The organism is Rugamonas fusca (genome assembly GCF_014042365.1).
In the GTDB taxonomy this organism is placed as follows: domain Bacteria; phylum Pseudomonadota; class Gammaproteobacteria; order Burkholderiales; family Burkholderiaceae_D; genus Rugamonas; species Rugamonas fusca.
In genome coordinates, this window is record NZ_JACEZS010000002.1 from 13,509 (window position 1) to 29,718 (window position 16,210).

17 protein-coding genes are annotated in these 16,210 nt (G+C 66.7%); 10 read left to right on the forward strand and 7 right to left on the reverse strand.

Features of this window, described 5'->3' with window-relative positions:
* Positions 1 to 43: 43 nt before the first annotated feature.
* Genes H3H36_RS03340 through H3H36_RS03370 form a run of 7 tightly spaced genes read right to left on the reverse strand, consistent with a single transcriptional unit; the run spans position 44 to position 6,347 of the window.
* Positions 44 to 2,131 (reverse strand): flagellar biosynthesis protein FlhA, encoded by a 2,088-nt coding sequence (locus H3H36_RS03340; RefSeq protein ID WP_182214072.1) that lies wholly within the window; start codon positions 2,129 to 2,131, stop codon positions 44 to 46.
* Positions 2,128 to 3,267: an EscU/YscU/HrcU family type III secretion system export apparatus switch protein gene (locus H3H36_RS03345; RefSeq protein WP_182214074.1), complete on the reverse strand. Its 1,140-nt coding sequence runs from the start codon at positions 3,265 to 3,267 to the stop codon at positions 2,128 to 2,130. Before H3H36_RS03345 ends, H3H36_RS03340 begins: the two co-directional genes overlap by 4 nt.
* Positions 3,260 to 4,042, reverse strand: coding sequence for a flagellar biosynthetic protein FliR (locus H3H36_RS03350; RefSeq protein WP_182214077.1), 783 nt, complete (start codon positions 4,040 to 4,042; stop codon positions 3,260 to 3,262). The genes H3H36_RS03345 and H3H36_RS03350 overlap by 8 nt, the downstream gene beginning before the upstream one ends.
* 9 nt (positions 4,043 to 4,051) lie before the next feature.
* Positions 4,052 to 4,324, reverse strand: a complete 273-nt coding sequence (fliQ, locus tag H3H36_RS03355; RefSeq protein ID WP_182214079.1) for a flagellar biosynthesis protein FliQ — start codon at positions 4,322 to 4,324, stop codon at positions 4,052 to 4,054.
* Positions 4,325 to 4,336: 12 nt separating this feature from the next.
* Complete coding sequence (fliP, locus tag H3H36_RS03360) at positions 4,337 to 5,113, reverse strand: flagellar type III secretion system pore protein FliP (RefSeq protein ID WP_229219709.1); 777 nt, start codon at positions 5,111 to 5,113, stop codon at positions 4,337 to 4,339.
* Positions 5,110 to 5,484: a FliM/FliN family flagellar motor switch protein gene (locus H3H36_RS03365; protein WP_182162639.1), complete on the reverse strand. Its 375-nt coding sequence runs from the start codon at positions 5,482 to 5,484 to the stop codon at positions 5,110 to 5,112. Before H3H36_RS03365 ends, fliP begins: the two co-directional genes overlap by 4 nt.
* 2 nt (positions 5,485 to 5,486) lie before the next feature.
* Positions 5,487 to 6,347 carry a FliM/FliN family flagellar motor switch protein gene (locus H3H36_RS03370; RefSeq protein ID WP_182214081.1) on the reverse strand — a complete coding sequence of 287 codons (861 nt, stop codon included), beginning with the start codon at positions 6,345 to 6,347 and terminating at the stop codon, positions 5,487 to 5,489.
* A 604-nt stretch (positions 6,348 to 6,951) separates the two neighbouring features.
* On the opposite strand from H3H36_RS03370, the gene fliE reads away from it, so the two are divergent.
* The 10 genes from fliE (at position 6,952) to H3H36_RS03420 (ending at position 16,201) form a co-directional block, all read left to right on the forward strand.
* On the forward strand, positions 6,952 to 7,296 hold the full coding sequence (gene fliE / locus H3H36_RS03375) for a flagellar hook-basal body complex protein FliE (protein WP_182214083.1): 345 nt from the start codon (positions 6,952 to 6,954) through the stop codon (positions 7,294 to 7,296).
* Between the two features lie 18 nt (positions 7,297 to 7,314).
* On the forward strand, positions 7,315 to 9,075 hold the full coding sequence (gene fliF / locus H3H36_RS03380) for a flagellar basal-body MS-ring/collar protein FliF (protein ID WP_182214086.1): 1,761 nt from the start codon (positions 7,315 to 7,317) through the stop codon (positions 9,073 to 9,075).
* Positions 9,059 to 10,093 carry a flagellar motor switch protein FliG gene (locus H3H36_RS03385; RefSeq protein WP_182214089.1) on the forward strand — a complete coding sequence of 345 codons (1,035 nt, stop codon included), beginning with the start codon at positions 9,059 to 9,061 and terminating at the stop codon, positions 10,091 to 10,093. The genes fliF and H3H36_RS03385 overlap by 17 nt, the downstream gene beginning before the upstream one ends.
* The gene (gene fliH / locus H3H36_RS03390; RefSeq protein ID WP_182214092.1) at positions 10,090 to 10,785 is read left to right on the forward strand and encodes a flagellar assembly protein FliH; all 696 of its coding nucleotides are present in this window, start codon (positions 10,090 to 10,092) and stop codon (positions 10,783 to 10,785) included. Before H3H36_RS03385 ends, fliH begins: the two co-directional genes overlap by 4 nt.
* The gene (fliI, locus tag H3H36_RS03395; protein ID WP_182214094.1) at positions 10,782 to 12,092 is read left to right on the forward strand and encodes a flagellar protein export ATPase FliI; all 1,311 of its coding nucleotides are present in this window, start codon (positions 10,782 to 10,784) and stop codon (positions 12,090 to 12,092) included. The genes fliH and fliI overlap by 4 nt, the downstream gene beginning before the upstream one ends.
* Positions 12,093 to 12,100: 8 nt before the next feature.
* Complete coding sequence (gene fliJ, locus H3H36_RS03400) at positions 12,101 to 12,520, forward strand: flagellar export protein FliJ (protein WP_375539567.1); 420 nt, start codon at positions 12,101 to 12,103, stop codon at positions 12,518 to 12,520.
* Between the two features lie 104 nt (positions 12,521 to 12,624).
* On the forward strand, positions 12,625 to 14,025 hold the full coding sequence (gene fliD / locus H3H36_RS03405) for a flagellar filament capping protein FliD (protein WP_182214098.1): 1,401 nt from the start codon (positions 12,625 to 12,627) through the stop codon (positions 14,023 to 14,025).
* Between the two features lie 52 nt (positions 14,026 to 14,077).
* Positions 14,078 to 14,467 (forward strand): flagellar export chaperone FliS, encoded by a 390-nt coding sequence (fliS, locus tag H3H36_RS03410; protein WP_182214101.1) that lies wholly within the window; start codon positions 14,078 to 14,080, stop codon positions 14,465 to 14,467.
* The gene (locus tag H3H36_RS03415) at positions 14,460 to 14,777 is read left to right on the forward strand and encodes a hypothetical protein (protein WP_182214103.1); all 318 of its coding nucleotides are present in this window, start codon (positions 14,460 to 14,462) and stop codon (positions 14,775 to 14,777) included. The genes fliS and H3H36_RS03415 overlap by 8 nt, the downstream gene beginning before the upstream one ends.
* Positions 14,774 to 16,201: a flagellar hook-length control protein FliK gene (locus H3H36_RS03420; RefSeq protein ID WP_182214105.1), complete on the forward strand. Its 1,428-nt coding sequence runs from the start codon at positions 14,774 to 14,776 to the stop codon at positions 16,199 to 16,201. Before H3H36_RS03415 ends, H3H36_RS03420 begins: the two co-directional genes overlap by 4 nt.
* Positions 16,202 to 16,210 lie beyond the last annotated feature (9 nt).

Genomic DNA, 16,210 nt, shown 5'->3' on the forward strand with positions numbered 1-16,210 from the left:
ACCGTCCTTTCCGTGTGGGCAAATCGTGTTACGTCCCCGATTTTCAGCCGACCGTGCCGATGATGCTCACTTCGCGGTTCTCGGGGATTTCGTTGTAGGACAGCACATGCAGGCCGGGCGCGAACAGGCGCGCGTAACGGGCCAGCAGCGGCCGGATCTGCGGCAGCACCAGCAGCAGCGGCGGCGTGGCCTGCTGCTTCATCTGCTCGCGCGCCACCGGCATGTTCACCTGCAACTGGGCCAGCAGGTGCGGGTCGATCGGGTAGTTGTCCAGCACCACCTTGCCGCCCTGGCGGGCCTGGTTCAGGGAGCCGAGCAACATGTTTTCCAGCTCGCCGCCCAGGTTGAAGGCCTGCATCTCCGTCTTCTGCCCGAACAGGCCCGTGACGATCTGGCGCCGCAACGCGCAGCGCACCTCGGCCGCCAGCAGGATCGGGTCCTTGGTGGTCTCGGAACTGTCGACCAGGGTGGTGGCGATGGGTACGATATCCTTGAGCGACACGTTCTCGGCCAGCAGGACGCGGAACACGCGCAGGATCTGGGTGTGGGTCAGCGCCTTGTCGAGCGCCGCGGCCAGCTTGGGCGACAAGGCCGTCAGGCGCTCCATCATGGCCGGCACGTCCTCATGGCGGAACAGCTCCGGCAAGTATTCGCGGATCAGCTTGGACAGGTGGGTGGCGATGGCGCTGGGCGCCTCCACCACCTGGTAGCCGAGCCCCAGCGCGTTGGCCTTCTCGCCCTGCTCGATCCATGTGACGGGCATGCCATAGGCCGGCTCGATGCCGGGAATGCCGTCGATCTGGCCATACACATTGGGCGACGGGATGGCCATCAGCCGGTCCGGGAACACTTCGGCCTGGGCCACCACGCTGCCCGACAACACCACCGCGTACTGCGAGGGCTTCAAGCCCAGGTCGTCGCGCACGGTGATCGGCGGCAGCAGCAGGCCCATCGCTTCGGACAGGCTCTGGCGCACGCCCTTGACCCGCTTGGTCAGCGGCTCGCCATGGGCCTTGTCGATCAGGCTCACCAGCTTGTAGCCCAGCGTCACCTGCAGCGGCTGCACGGCCGGCAGGCTGTGCCAGTCCAGCTCGGCCACCTTCTCCTCGCGCAGCGCGGCCTCGATGGCGGCCAGCGCGTCCGTCTCGGGTTGCTTGACGCGCTGGCTGAGCCGGTAGCCGACGTAGGCCAGCACGGCCGCGAACGTGAGGAACATGGCCCAGGGCATGCCCGGCACCAGGGCCAGCACGAACATCATGCCGGCCGCCGACAGGATCACCGGCGGCGAAGCCAGGAGCTGGCTGCCCACCTGCTGTTCGAAGTCGCCCGCGTCGCTGATGCGCGTGACGAGGATGGCGGCGGCGGCCGACAGCAGCAGCGCCGGGATCTGGGCCACCAGGCCGTCACCGATGGTCAGCAGCGCGTATTCGCGGAAGGCGTCGCCGAAGCTGAGGTCGTGCATCAGGGCGCCAATGGCCACCCCGCCCACCATGTTGATGATCAGGATCAGGATGGACGCCACGGCGTCGCCGCGCACGAACTTGGAGGCGCCGTCCATGGCGCCGTAGAAGTCGGCTTCGGCCGCCACTTCCAGGCGGCGGACCTGGGCTTTTTCCTGGTTGATCAGGCCGGCGTTGAGGTCGGCGTCGATGGCCATCTGCTTGCCCGGCAGGGCGTCCAGCGTGAAGCGGGCCGACACTTCCGAGATCCGCTCCGCGCCCTTGGTGACGACCACGAAGTTGATGATCATCAGGATCACGAACACCACCATGCCGACCACGAAGTTGCCGCCAATGACGACCTTGCCGAACGCTTCGATCACCAGGCCGGCCGCCGACGTGCCCTCATGGCCATGCAGCAGCACCACCCGCGTCGACGCCACATTCAGTGTCAGCCGCAGCATGGTGGTGGCCAGGATCACCGTGGGGAACACGGAGAAGTCCAGCGGCCGCCTTGCCGTCACGCTGACCAGGATCACGATCAGGGCCAGCACGATGTTGAAGGTGAACATGATGTCCAGCACCGTCGGCGGCAGTGGCAGCATGATCATGGCCAGCACCACCATCAGGAAGGCCGGGGTGGCGAACTTGTGGCGCCGCGCTTCGGCGACCAGGCGGTTCAGGAAATTCATGTGGGGACAACCTCGCTCATGGAAGGTGGAACGACCACCTCGTTGGGGAATGCGGGCTGGACGGCGCGCCGTCCAGTACGGAATGCCTGCAGTTGCAGCACGTAATTCAACACTTGCGACACGGCCTGGTACAACTGCACGGGGATCTGCTGGTTGACCTGGCTGGTGTTGTAGATGGCGCGCGCCAGCGGCGGCAGCGGCAACACCTCGATCTTGAATTCCACGGCCAGCTGGCGGATGTAGAGCGCCATCTCGTCCACGCCCTTGGCCACCACGTAGGGCGCCTCGGCCTTGCTCTGGTCATACTTCAGGGCCACGGCGTAGTGCTCGGGGTTGACGATCACCACGTCGGCCGTGGGCACGGTCTTGCGGGCGCTGCGCCGGGCCAGCTGGCGCTGCAACTGGCGGATGCGGTTCTTGACTTCGGGCCGGCCTTCGTTGCTCTTGTGCTCCTCCTTCATGTCCTGCTTGCTCATGCGCTGGTTCCGGGCGAAGAAATACGCCTGGGCCGGCACGTCGATCACGGCGAAAATGATAAACACGGACACCAGCGACATCAAGCCGTCGAGCATCAGGCTGGAGCCGGCCAGCATGGCCTGGCCCATGGCCATGTGCTCGAGCTGGGTGTAATCCTTGACGGTGGAACGGGCCACGTGCACCAGCACCCAGATCAGCACCGTCGCCTTGCCGATCGACACCAGCAATTCAAAGCCATGCTTGGACGAGAACAGCCGGCCCAGGTTGGCCGCCGGACTCAAGCGCTCCAGCTTCGGTTCCCAGTGGCGCATGCTGATCACCCAGCCACCGGGGACCATGGCGCCCAGCACGATGAACAAGGGCACCACGAACAGCGGCAGCACCATCTGCACCAGCAGCCACATGGCTTCGCCGAACACCACCGAGAGCGCGTTGTCGATGGCGCCGGCGCTGCCCAGCGGCGCGAAGCCGAGCTCGAAGATGGCCTGGAACTGGCGGAAATACGACGGCAGCAGGTAGACGAACAGTTTCAGGCTGACCAGGATGCCGATCGCCGTCGACAGGTCGCGCGAGCGCACCACCTGCCCTTCCTGGCGCGACTTCTTCAGCTTCTGCTGTGACGCCTTCTCTGTCTTATCGCCGGTGCTCGATTCAGCCATGGCCCGCCGCCTGCATCTGTTGCCGTATCAATTCCAGTACCTGGCCCGTCATGCGCACATAGTGCTCGGGGATGAAGCGCACCACCTGGCCCAGCATCAGCAAGCCGAACAGGGTGATGACGGAAAAGCCCAGCGCGAACAGGTTCAGCGTGGGCGCCACCCGGTTCAGGAAACCAAAGCCCAGCTGCACCACCAGCGTCGAGAACACGACGGGCATGGCCAGCAGCATGGCGGCCGAGAAGATCCAGGCCGCGTTGTAGGCCACGCTTTGCAGCAGCAGCGGACCGACGCCATGGCCCAGCGGCCAGGCCTTGAAGCTCTGGCCGATCACGGCCGCCACCACCAGGTGGCCGTCGATCGAAAAGAACACGATGATGGCCAGCACCGACAGCAGGGCCGACACCACGTCCGACGACTGGCCGTTCATGGGGTCGTTCATGACGGCCATGGAAAAGCCCACCTGCGACGACACCATGAAGCCGAGCACGCCGATCACGGACATGGCGAAGTGGAACGCCAGCCCCAGCACGCCGCCGATGATGGCTTGCTCGAACGTGGCCAGCACGCCTTGCAGCGACATGGGGTCGATCACGGCCGCCCCTTGCGTGAGCGGCAGCATCAGGATGGCCAGCACCAGCGCGGCCAGGATGCGCACCGTGACGGGGGTGACGGCCTCGCCCAGCACGGGCACGGCCGTCAGCATGGCCAGCACCCGGCAGAACGGCCACCACAGCGCGTTGAGCATGGGCAGCAACTGGTCCAGGAGGTGTTCCATCGGGCGTGGCTAGCCGACCAGGGTGGCGGCGCGCTGGAAGATGGAGACGCAGAAATCCATCAGGTAGCCCGACATCCAGCGTCCCATGAGGATGATGGCCAGCAGCGTCACCAGGAGGCGCGGCAGGAAACTCAAGGTTTGCTCGTTGATCTGGGTGGCCGCCTGCACCAGCGCCACCAGCAAGCCCGTCACCAGGCCCGGCACCACCAGCAGCACCACCAGCAGCATCACGATGTGCAACGCTTCCACGATCAGGTCGACGGCGACTTCAGGAGTAAGCATAAGGTCCGCCTGTCAGTAAGCCTGGATGCTGGTCACGAGCGTGTTGACGGTCAGGGTCCAGCCATCGACCAGCACGAACAACAGCAACTTGAACGGCAAGGAAATCACCAGCGGCGACAGCATCATCATGCCCATCGCCATCAGCACCGACGACACCACCAGGTCGATCACGAGGAAGGGAATGAACAGCATGCAGCCGATCTGGAACGCCGTCTTCAGTTCCGACAGCACGAAGGCGGCCAGCTTGACGGTGAAAGCGTGCTCGGCCGGCACGGTCACCTTGTCCTCGCCGGCCAGGTGGGCGATCTGGGCCAGCGCGGCCTTGCTGGTCTGGGCCAGCATGAAGCGCGACACGGGTTTTTCCGCGATCTTGAGGGCTTCCTCGAGGCCGATCTTGTCCTTGTCGTAGGGCACGAACGCTTCCGTCCACACCTGGTCGCCGATGGGGCGCATCACCAGCAGCGTAAGGATCAGGGCCACGCCCGTGATGATGCGGTTGGGCAGGCCCTGCTGCAAACCGAGCGCCTGGCGCAGCAGCGACAGCACGATGACGAAGCGGGTGAAGCTGGTCATCATCATCACCATCACGGGCAGCAAGCCCAGCAAGGTCATGATGATCAGGATCTGGGTCTTGACCGTCAGTTCGGTCTTGGCCCCAGGCACCACATTGGCCAGCAGGTCAACGGCCTGGGCCGGCCCCCAGCAGCACAACAGGAACAGGGACAAGCAGGCGGCCGCCGGCCACCAGCGCCGGCGCGCCGGCGCCGGCCACATCGGGCACCACGTCATGGCGCCATCATGTCGAGATTGAGTCCGTCCAGGTCGATCACTTTGAGCCCGTAATTCTCGCCTGCCACCACCACTTCCGCGCGGCCAATGGCCGTGCCGTTGACCTTGATGACCAGCGGCTCGCCGGCCAGCACGTCGAGTTCGACCACGCTGTCGGGGCCGATGGCCATCAGCTCCTGCAGCGAAATACGGGCCGAGCCCACCTCCAGCGTCAGCGTCACGGGGATCTTGCGCATCATCTGTGGCAAGTCGCGGCGCGGCTTCGGCTCGGGCACGTCGTGCAGCTCGCCGCCAACCTGGTCGATGATCATTTCATCGGACAAGTCTTCCAGCAAGGCGTCGCTCGGGGTGTTGGCGTTCATATTCATCATGGTTAATCGACGTCTTCAAAAGAGGTTAAGCAGAGTTTGCCCTTGTGCTCCGTGACGGCCGCCGTGAACAGGCGTGAATCGTCGAGCAGGACATCGGCCCGGTGCAGGCTGATGGGGATGATGTCGCCCACCTGCAAGTCGAACAGGCTGCCCAGCGCCACTTCCTTGCTCACCAGCCGGCCCTGCAGCCCCACTTGCAAACGCTGGGCCAGCGGCCCGGCGCTCTTGTTCTTCTTGGCCTGGTCCCGTTCCGGCAACAGGCCGCGCAGCACGCTGGCCATCAGGCTCTTGTCGAGCGCGAACCAGAAGCGGCCGCTGGTGGCGCCCTCGCCCTCGCCTTCGGTCACGGTGACGGTGATGATCCATGTGCCCTTGGGCGGATGGTTGCCCGTGGCCGGCTTGAATTCGTCGCTGGGGGCCAGCGTCGCCTTGTCCGACACCGGCAGGTTCAGCTCGATACGCCCGGCCAGGGTGCCGGCCAGTTGTTGTCCCAGTACCACAGCGAGCCGCTCCTCGGTGGCCGTGACCCGCACGGCGCTCTCGTCGATGGGCGCGGCCACGCCGCTCTTGTTGCGGCCATAGCGGAAGTTGAGCACGCTCAGCAGCACCTTGCGCTCGAGCGAGAATGCGATGTTGCCGGCCGGCGCGGCGAAGCTGAGCCAGCGCGTGCGCGGCTCATGGCCTTCCAGGCGGCTGAACGCCACGTCCTCGACCTGGAACGCGCCCCAGTAGCGGCGGTTCATGTTCAGCCGCATGGCCTGGGCCAGGTCGTCGCGCAACTGGGCCGCGAAAATGTGCAGCAAATGCACCGGCCTGCCCAGCAGGCAAGGGTCGAGCACTTGGTACGGCGCAGTCTGTTTCATGTAGTCATCTCGTGGTCTGGACCGAACACACCCCAGCCTGCCAGCGGGCCGGCGCGCCCAGCCCATGCTCCCGGCGGAAAATGGGCCTGTCAGGTATATCGTACTTTAAGTAGGACGATCTCGGTAGCATAGGATACATGATATTTCACAGTATTTCCACGGATCAATATTTTAATCCCGCTTGGGGCTTTACAGGAAAGTTGCCGACAGGTAAGCTTGGCGCAGCCTGAAAAAGAGCATCGTTTTTCTCACCCAATGTCGCGCCTGTCGCCGCTTGATGGATGATTTATAACGATATTTGCCTTGCAAGAATAGTTTCTACCCAAGAGAAACGGAACGGTGGCCCGGCGCCGGCGACGGCCCCGTTCCATACGTGAGATCAAGGCGACGATCATGGTGGCCCGCTCCCCCTGCGGCCCACCGTGTCAGACTTTAACCGACGCAACCATGCCAGCCGTCCGACGCGTGCGCGACACGGACGCCGGACGCGCAGCACGCCGGCACTGAGCGGGCCCACAGGCCCCGCACTTGGCGCTTGCTGCCAGCCGGCATTCTGGCTATGGTAACGATGCGTGACTAACGTTGCACGAATGGAGGTGGAAAGATGAGTAACACGATCTCGACCCTGATCCAGGCCGACCTGGCGTCACTCACCAATGCGGCCGACCAACTGGCCCATGCCACGATCGCCCCGGCGGCCCAGTTTGGCGGGGCCCACGCCCAGCCCGCGTTTTCCTTCGCCCAGACCATGCACGACGCAATCGGCAAGGTCAACGACGACGACCGCCTGGCGTCCCAGCGCATGGCCGATGTGGACGCCGGCAAGAGCGACGACCTGGTCGGCGCCATGCTGTCCAGCCAGGAAGCGAGCCTGTCGTTCTCCATGTTGATGCAAGTACGCAACAAGGTGATGGGCGCCGTCGACGAACTGATCAAACTCCCCCTGTAAGCCTGCGGAAGCCCCAACGTGATCGACACTCTCAAGTCCGCCTTCGGGCGCTGGCGCGCCAATCCGGTGCCCGCCGTTCCTCCCACCGTGCTCAAGAACCTGTATCCGATGCTGCTGCTGGCCATCGGCATCACGGCCATGGTGCTGATGTACCTGTGGAGCGACCAGTCGTCCTACAAGCCGGTGTTCGGCGCCCACGAGAAAGTGGCGGCCGCCGACATGATGAGCGTGCTCGACACCGACCACATCCCTTATCGCTTGCATCCCGACAGCGGCCAGGTGCTGGTGCCCGGCAGCATGCTGGGCAAGGTACGCATGCTGCTGGCGGCCAAGGGCGTCACGGCCCAGCTGCCGGCCGGCCTGGAGCTGATGGACAAGAACGACCCGCTGGGCGTATCCCAGTTCGTGCAGGACGTGCGCTTCCGCCGCGGCCTCGAAGGTGAGCTGGCCCAGTCCATCATGACGCTGGACGCCATCGCCCACGCCCGCGTGCACCTGTCGATCGCCAAGTCCACCTCGTTCATCTCGTCGGACGGCGAGAAGTCGTCCGCTTCCGTGGTGGTGGCCGTCAAGCCGGGGCACACCATGTCGTCCGAGGCCATCGCCGCCGTCGTCAATATGGTGGCCGGCAGCGTGGCCAGCCTGAGCCCGCAGCGCGTGAGCCTGGTGGACCAGAACGGCAACCTGCTGTCGTCCCATGTGGACCTGAGCGAAGGCTATGACGCCACCAATTCGGGCGGCGAGAACGGCAAACGCTACCAGGACGACGTCAAGGCCAACGTCAAGAACCTGCTCGGCCCCATCATCGGCGAGGATAACTTCCGCCTGTCCGTGTCGGCCGCCGTCGATAACGACAAGGTCGAGGAGACGGTCGAGAAATACGGCGCCGATCCCAAAGTCACCAGCGAGGCCATGCGCGAGGAACAGGACCGCAACCGGCTCGTGATGGGCGTGCCGGGCTCGCTGTCGAACCGCCCGCCGGCGGCCGCCGCCGACCCGGCCGCCGCCGCCAAGCCGGCCGACGCCACCCCGCCCAACGATGGCACGGCCCGCAAGAACGCCACCACCCGCCAGTACGCCTACGACCGCAGCATCATCCAGACCAAGCGCAGCCGTGGCCGCCTGCAAAAGCTCAGCGTGGCCGTGGTGCTGGCCCAGGCCGCAGCACCGTTCCCCAAGACCGGCTGGAGCCCCGCTGAAATCGCCAACATCGACAAGATCCTCCGTAACGGCCTCGGTATCGACGCCGAACGGGGCGACCAGCTGGTGGTGTCGGCCATGAACTTCCCGCCCAAGGCGCCGCTGACGCCATGGTGGCAGGAGCGCGACACCGTGGTCGATTTCAGCTCCTGGATCATGTACGCCGTGGGCGCTCTGCTCGGTTACCTGCTGATCCTGCGCCCGCTGATGCGCCTGCTGACGGTACGGCTGACGCCCAACCCGGCCACGGCCGTGCGCATCGCCGCCGAACGCCGCATGGCCGAAGCGGCCGCCGCCCAGGCCGCGGCCCAGGCGGCCGGCGCCGCCCCGGCCCTGGCCGGCGCCGTGGCCGGCGCGCCAGGCCTGCCCGGTGCGGCCGTGGCCGGCGCCCTGCCCGGCGTGGAAGGCGCCGTGCCCGGCATGCCGGTGGTGCCGCTGCTGGAAAACTATGACTTGCCGCCAGCCGGTTCGCCGGTGGACGTGATGGTCGATCACTTGAAGGTGCTGGCGGAGAAGGAACCCGAACGCGTCGCCGAAGTCGTCAAACAATGGATGCAGAAAAATGGCCGAACTCAATAGCATACAAGAGTCCCAGGAAGCACAGCCGGTCTACCTGACCCCGGTCGAGCAGGCCGCCATCGTGCTGCTGAGCATAGGCGAGGAGCCGGCCGCGGCCGTGCTGCGCTGTTTGTCGCGCGAGGAATTGCTGGAAGTGACCCAGGTCATGTCGCGCATGAGCGGCATCAAGGTCGAGTCCGTCAAGCACGCCATGCAGACCTTCTTTGACGATTACCGCCAGCAATCGGGCGTGCATGGCGCCTCGCGCAGCTACCTGAAGCGCTCGCTGGACCTGGCGCTCGGTGGCGACATCGCCAACACCGTGCTCAACAGCATCTACGGCGACGAGCTGCGGCCCAAGATGGCGCGCCTGCAGTGGGCCTCGCCCAAGTGGCTGGCCGAATACATCTCCAACGAGCACGTGCGCATGCAAGCGGTGTTCCTGGCCTTCTTGCCGCCCGCGCTGGCCGGCCAGATCATCGATGCCCTGCCCGTCGAGGGCCGCGACCTGGTGCTCCTGAACCTGGCCCGCCTGGACGAGATCGACCGCGACCTGCTGCTCGAACTGGACCAGCTGGTGGTGCGCTGCCTGGGCACGTTCGACATGCAAAGCACCAGCGTGGAAGGGATACGCCAGGCGGCCGAGATCCTCAACCGCCTGCCCGGCAACCGGGCCCAGATGGTGGAACTGCTGCGCGCCCACGACCCGGAAGTGGTGGCCCAGATCGAGCTGTCGATGTACGACTTCTTCATCCTGTCGACCCAGTCCGAGGTGGCCCTCACCCGCATCATCGAGGAAGTGCCGCTGGAACAGTGGGCCATCGCGCTCAAGGGCGCCGAAGTGTCGATCCGCGACGCCGTGCTCAAGACCATGCCCAAGCGCCAGGCCCAGGCGTTCGAGGACATGATGCGGCGCGCCGGCCCCATCCCCATGTCGCGCATCGAGCAGACCCGCCAGGAAATCATGGCCACCGTCAAGGCGCTGGCCGACGCCGGCGAAATCGAGATCCAGCTGTTCGCGGAGGCGGTGGTCGAATGAAGCAATTCCGCCCCTACCGTTTCCCGCCCCTGTCGCAAGTGATGGCCGCCAGCGTGCGCCCGCACGGCAGCGCGGGCGACGGCGCCGCCTGGCAAGCCTCGGTCAGCCAGGGCTTCGAGCAGGGCCAGCGGGACGGTTACGAGATCGGCCTGACGCGCGGCCAGGAGGATGGCTTCGAGGCCGGCCGCGCGGCCGGCCTGGAACAGGGCCGCACCGAAGGCCGCCACGAGACGCTGGTGGCCTACGACCAGCTGGCCCGTCCCGTGGAGGCCATGCTGAAAAGCCTGAAGAAGCTGCGCGCCGACTACCGCGCGGCCCAGCGCAAGGAAGTGGTGGACCTGGTGGCCAAGGTGGCGCGCCAGGTGATCCGGGCCGAACTGGCCCTGCAGCCGGTGCAGATCATGGCCCTGGTGGACGAGACGCTGGCCTCCATGCCGCCCACGCGCGAGGAGATCGACGTCTACCTGAACCCCGAGGAATTAAAGCGCATCAGCGAGCTCGATCCCAAGCGCGCCAAGCGCTGGAACCTGATCGGCGACGCCCGGCTGGACGCGGGCGAATGCCGCATCAAGGCCGGCGACAACGAAGTCGATGCCGGCTGTCATCAACGGCTTGCCGCCGTCATGGAACAGGTCGATAATCAACTGCAGGCTGCCGACGGCGGCGACGACGACACCGAGAGCGAAGAATGATCGCTGACGCGCTGCGCAATCTGGAACTGGACGCCGTGCCCGTGGCCACCCCGACCGGGCGGCTGGTGGGCGCGTCCGGCCTGCTGCTGGAAGCGGCCGGTTGCCGCTTGCACACCGGCCAGCGCTGCCAGATCGAAACCGTGGGCGGCCCCTGGCTGGACGCCCAGGTGGTCGGTTTCCGCGACAAGCTGTCGTTCCTGATGCCGTTCAAGAAGGCCACCGGCCTGACCACGGGCGCGCGCGTGCTGCCCTCGCCCGACAAGGTGAGCCTGCAGATCGGCCCGGGCTGGCTGGGGCGCATGGTCAACGGCCTGGGCGAGCCGATCGACGGGCTGGGCAAGCTGGGCGGCGAATTCCCGCTCGAGGCCCAGCCGCCGCGCATCCATCCGCTCAAGAAAAAACCCGTCACCGAAGCGCTGGACGTGGGCGTGCGCGCCATCAACGGCATGCTGACCCTGGGCAAGGGCCAGCGCGTGGGCCTGATGGCCGGCTCCGGCGTGGGCAAATCCGTGCTGCTGGGCCTGATCACGCGCCAGACCGTGGCCGACGTGGTGGTGGTGGGCCTGATCGGCGAGCGCTCGCGCGAGGTGCGTGAATTTGTCGACATGTCGCTGGGCAAGGAAGGCTTGGCCAAGGCCGTGCTGGTGATCGCCCCGGCCGACGAAAGCCCGCTGATGCGCATCATGGCCACCGAACTGTGCCATTCGATCGCGGCCCATTTCCGCGACCAGGGCAAGAACGTGCTGCTGCTGGTCGATTCGCTGACGCGCTACGCGATGGCGCTGCGCGAAGTGGCGCTGGCGCTGGGCGAGCCGCCGGCCACCAAGGGCTACCCGCCGTCCGTGTTCTCCAGCCTGCCGCAACTGGTGGAGTCGGCCGGCAACGGCGAGAACCCGGCCGGCAGCATGAGCGCCATCTACACCGTGCTGGCCGAAGGCGACGACCAGCAGGACCCGGTGGTCGACACGGCGCGCGCCATCCTCGACGGCCACATCGTGATGACGCGCGAACTGGCCGAACGGGGCCACTACCCGGCCATCGACATCGGCGCCTCCATCAGCCGTTGCATGAACCAGATCATCAGCAAGGAACACGTGCAGGCCGCGCGCGCCATGAAGGCCGCCATGGCCCGCCACGACCGGGTACGCGACCTGATCCCGCTGGGCGCCTACGTGCCCGGCGCCGATCCCGTCACCGACCAGGCCGTCAAGCTGCATCCCCGGATTGAAGAGTATTTGTGCCAGGGCACCAAGGAAGCGGCGCCCTTCCCCGCCTGCGTCGAACAACTTGAAAGGTTGATGACATGAGCCAACACATGATACGCAATCTGAGCACCCTGGTCGCCCTGCGCAACACGGAGGTAGAACGCCTGCAGACGGAAATGGCGGAAAAGACCAGCTTGCGCGAACGCTATCAGAAGAACCTCGAACGCCTGACGGGGCTGTACACCAACAGCGGCGCGTCCGGCAACCTGCCGCTGGCCCTGGCCGGCAACTGCGGCGACTACAAGCAAGCCGTGATGCAGATGGCCGACAACCACCGGCTCGACCTGCACATGCACGAAGCCGACATGGCCGTGTCGCAGCGGGCGCTGAACGCGGCCTGGGTCAAGCGCGAGGTGCTCGACAAGGTGCTCACCAAGCAACAACAAGCGGCCCAGCGGCAGCACAACGCCCTGGAACGCAAGCAACATGACGAACTGGCAACGCAACTGTGGTTCCGCGGCCAGAAGTGAATCCCAGGCATGCCAGCTTTTTTTTCGGATTATTTTCATATGGAAACGATTTAGGTCGCCTTATAACAAGGTACACTTCCTAATACTTTCCCTGGAGCACGATCATGTCCGCCATCAGCAGCCCCACCTACGATCCGGCCACCACCGCCACCAACCTGGCCACCTCGTATATCGCCGGCACCAAGGCGATCCTCGATGACCAGACCAGCACGGCCAACGCCACCGCCAGCGCGCTCACGTCGCTGAACGCGGCCATGGGCGCGTTCCAGACGGCCATTAGCGGGCTGGCCTCGGTCACCACCTCCGTGATGGCCAACAGCGCCACCTTCAGCAGCGCCGTGGGCACGGCCAGCGCCAACGCCAGCGCCGTGGCCGGCACCTACTCGTTCTACGTGGAGCAACTGGCCACGGCCGGCCAGGTGTCCTACGGCAACGTGGCCGACAGCACGGCCGCCGGCGCCGGCACCCTGAACGTCACGCTGGCCGACGGCAGCTCGTTCCAGATCGACCTGGCCAACGCCGACACCAACCACGATAACGTGCTGTCGGCCAAGGAAGTGGCGGCCGCCATCAACATCGCGGCCGGCAACAACTCGCGTGTGACGGCCTCGACCCTGAACGTCAACGGCCAGACCACGCTGGTGCTGAGCGCCAACCAGACCGGCGCGGCCAACGCCGTCTCGCTGGACGTGTCGGGCGTCAATGACGCCGGCCTGAAGGCCGCGCTGGGCGCGGGCAACCAGAAGACCGTCACGGCCGCCCAGGACGCCATCGTGTGGATCGGCGCCCAGGGCACCGGCACCAAGGTGCAACAAGCGTCGAACACCTACAACCTGATCGATAACGTGTCGATGACGTTCACCCAGGCCCAGGCGGCCGGTGCAGCGCCCGTCACGCTGACTGTGGGCAATGACCTGAGCGCCACCAAGGCCAATGTGCAAAGCTTCGTCGACGCCTACAACAAGCTCAACACCGTGCTCAATTCGCTGACCCAGACGGCCGACAGCAGCAAGGGCGTGGCCTCCGGTCCGTTCGCGGCCGACGCCGGCGTGGCCGCGCTGCGCAGCCGCATGGTGGCGGCCGTGCGCACGCTGGGCGCCAATGGCCAGACGCTGGTGGCCTACGGCATCACGGCCCAGCGCGACGGCAGCCTGGCGCTCGACAGCAGCCGCCTCACCAAGGCCATCGCCGCCAATCCGACCGGACTCGACAGTCTGTTCGGCCGCGTCAGCGGCACCAGCGGCAGCGGTGCGCTGGGCGCGCTCAACAAGGTGATGGACCAGTGGACCAACTCGGCCACCGGCCAGATCGGCACCCGCAAGACCTCCGTCAGCAAGCTGCAGGCGGCGCTGACGGACCGCCAGGCCACGTTGCAGACCCAGTACGACAGCGCCTACAAGCGCTATCTCGGCCAATTCACGGCGCTGCAACAGTTGCAGTCGCAAATGAACAACAATTCCAACCTGTTTACCGCGCTGTTCTCGTCGAACAGCAGTAGCAGTTGACGCGGCCGGGGCCCCTGCCCCGCCGCACGCCTTACTTTCAATGGTGAACAACATGATGAATCAAGAAGCTTACGGTTCCTACCACGCCGTCAACCTGGAGGCCCAGACGGCCCGCGCCACGCCGGTCGAACTGGTGCTGGTGCTGACCGACGGCTTGCTGGAGGAACTGGCGCGCGCGCGCGGCCACATCGTCGGCAAGCGCTATGAGCTCAAGGCCAACAGCCTGAACAAGTGCGTGGAAATCATCAACGGCCTGTCGAGCTCGCTGGACTTCGAGCATGGCGGCGAGGTGGTGGCCAACCTGGGCCAGCTGTACGACTATTGCGCGGCGCGCCTGTACAAGGCAGGGGTCAGCATGGAACCGGAGATCATCGACGAAGTGACCAGGCTGCTCACCACCATCAAGCAAGGCTGGCTGGGCGTACAGGCCAAGAATGGATAGGCAACGGGCCCTGGTACGCCTGGCCAACAAGCTGCGCGCCGCCCTCGCCGCCGACGACTGGCCGGCGCTGGCGGCGATTAATATTTCCATGGCCACGGCCCTGCCCGCCATGGCCGGCCAGGCCCCGTGGAGCCCGGCCGAGCAGGCGGCCCTGACGGCCCTGCACCAGTTGCACCTGCAAGCGGCCGCCCGTTGCGAGGTGGCCATGGCCGACATGAGCAAACGATTACACGATATGCAAAGCAATAAAGAAGGCTGGATCGCCTACGCTTTGACCAACGACAGTGCCGACCCGGGAACTCCAGCATGACCTTAATAACCAACAACAGCACTAGCGCCAACAACACCGCGCCCGTCGCAGCGGCCGGCGCCGACCTGATCGCCAGCGCGCCCGATGCCGCCCCGGCCGGCGCCGTGGCCGCCGCCCTGCCCCTGTTCGCCCAGATCTTGAACCTGACGGACGCCGATCCGGCACCCGCGCCCCGGCAGGCTGACGCCCCCGTGCCAGCGGCCGCCGACGAGGCCGGCCCAGGCGCCGCCGGCGCCGACCCCACCGCCGCCATGGCCTCCATGGCGGCCGCCATGCTGGCCGTCGCCCTGCCGTCGGCCGCGCCCGCTTCCGGCGCCGTCACCAGCGCCGCCCCCGGCACCTTGCGCATCGACGCGCTCAGCACCAGCGCTTCCCTGAACGGCGCCAGCACCCGCCTCGACCTGAGCGCGGCCGGGGTGGCCGTCCTGCCTGTGCCGGGCGCGGCCGCGACCGCCCCGGACACGGGCGCCGCCGCCCCCGCGCCAGTGGCGGCCCCGGCCAACGCCGCCGGCGCCCGCCCGGCCGGCACTGTCCCCGTCGCCCTGACTGCCCTGGCTGCCCTGGCGGCCAGCGCGGCCCCCGTGGCGCCAGCCGCCACCACGGCCGGGCCACACCTGCCAGCCGACAGCGGCGAGCCAGCCACGCCAGCCGACACGGCAGCGGCAGCACGCACCAGCCCCCCAAGCCCGGCCGCGACAGCCGCCAGCGTGGCCACCACCATACCGGCCAGCCCGGTCACGGCGGCGGCCCCGTTCCAGCCCGCCCCCGTCGTGCCGGCCCGCACGGACGCGCGAGGCGCCACCAGGACCATGGCGCCAGCCGACAGCGTGGCGGCCGACACCGCGCCCCACGTGGCGCTGGCGGGCGCCGCCAGGGACGACGGTATGCCGGCGGCCCGCCGCGACTTTGCGGCACCGGCACCGGCACCGGCAGCGACCGCCATCTACGCCAGCCTCACCGCGGCCAGCCCGGCGCCGGCTGGCGCCGACAGCGTCAAGCTGGCCGGCACCCCGGAACAATGGCAGCAACCGCTGCGCGAGGCGCTGGGCGAGCGCCTGCAGTTGCAGCTGCAACGCAACGACGAACATGCCGTGATCCGGCTCGATCCGCCCAACATGGGCCGGGTCGAGATCTCGATCCGCCACACGGCCGGTGCGCTGCAGGTGACCTTGTCGGCCAACAACAGCGAAGTGCTGCGCCAGCTCAACAGCATCGGCGATAGCGTGCGCCAGGATCTGTCGCAGCGCCAGTTCGCCGACGTGGCCGTGACCGTCTCGCCAGCGCCGCGCGGCATGCTGGCCGGCGGTGACGGCAACGGCCGTGGCCAGCAAGGCCAGCAGGAAGAAGCCCGCACGCCAGGCCGCGCCCTGTCCGACGACAGCGACGCCGCCGCCTCTTTTGCCATGTCGACCGAACGGGAGTAAGTTGTAGAT

Excerpts from the sequence above, each read along its gene's own strand:
- H3H36_RS03345 (WP_182214074.1), bottom strand. The coding sequence starts at position 3,267 with ATGGCTGAATCGAGCACCGGCGATAAGACAGAGAAGGCGTCACAGCAG.
- fliS (WP_182214101.1), top strand. The coding sequence starts at position 14,078 with ATGATGAATCAAGAAGCTTACGGTTCCTACCACGCCGTCAACCTGGAG.
- H3H36_RS03350 (WP_182214077.1), bottom strand. The coding sequence starts at position 4,042 with ATGGAACACCTCCTGGACCAGTTGCTGCCCATGCTCAACGCGCTGTGG.
- H3H36_RS03370 (WP_182214081.1), bottom strand. The coding sequence starts at position 6,347 with ATGAAACAGACTGCGCCGTACCAAGTGCTCGACCCTTGCCTGCTGGGC.
- fliJ (WP_375539567.1), top strand. The coding sequence starts at position 12,101 with ATGATACGCAATCTGAGCACCCTGGTCGCCCTGCGCAACACGGAGGTA.
- H3H36_RS03385 (WP_182214089.1), top strand. The coding sequence starts at position 9,059 with ATGGCCGAACTCAATAGCATACAAGAGTCCCAGGAAGCACAGCCGGTC.
- H3H36_RS03420 (WP_182214105.1), top strand. The coding sequence starts at position 14,774 with ATGACCTTAATAACCAACAACAGCACTAGCGCCAACAACACCGCGCCC.
- fliI (WP_182214094.1), top strand. The coding sequence starts at position 10,782 with ATGATCGCTGACGCGCTGCGCAATCTGGAACTGGACGCCGTGCCCGTG.
- fliQ (WP_182214079.1), bottom strand. The coding sequence starts at position 4,324 with ATGCTTACTCCTGAAGTCGCCGTCGACCTGATCGTGGAAGCGTTGCAC.
- fliD (WP_182214098.1), top strand. The coding sequence starts at position 12,625 with ATGTCCGCCATCAGCAGCCCCACCTACGATCCGGCCACCACCGCCACC.
- H3H36_RS03365 (WP_182162639.1), bottom strand. The coding sequence starts at position 5,484 with ATGATGAATATGAACGCCAACACCCCGAGCGACGCCTTGCTGGAAGAC.
- fliE (WP_182214083.1), top strand. The coding sequence starts at position 6,952 with ATGAGTAACACGATCTCGACCCTGATCCAGGCCGACCTGGCGTCACTC.
- fliH (WP_182214092.1), top strand. The coding sequence starts at position 10,090 with ATGAAGCAATTCCGCCCCTACCGTTTCCCGCCCCTGTCGCAAGTGATG.
- H3H36_RS03415 (WP_182214103.1), top strand. The coding sequence starts at position 14,460 with ATGGATAGGCAACGGGCCCTGGTACGCCTGGCCAACAAGCTGCGCGCC.
- H3H36_RS03340 (WP_182214072.1), bottom strand. The coding sequence starts at position 2,131 with ATGAATTTCCTGAACCGCCTGGTCGCCGAAGCGCGGCGCCACAAGTTC.
- fliP (WP_229219709.1), bottom strand. The coding sequence starts at position 5,113 with ATGACGTGGTGCCCGATGTGGCCGGCGCCGGCGCGCCGGCGCTGGTGG.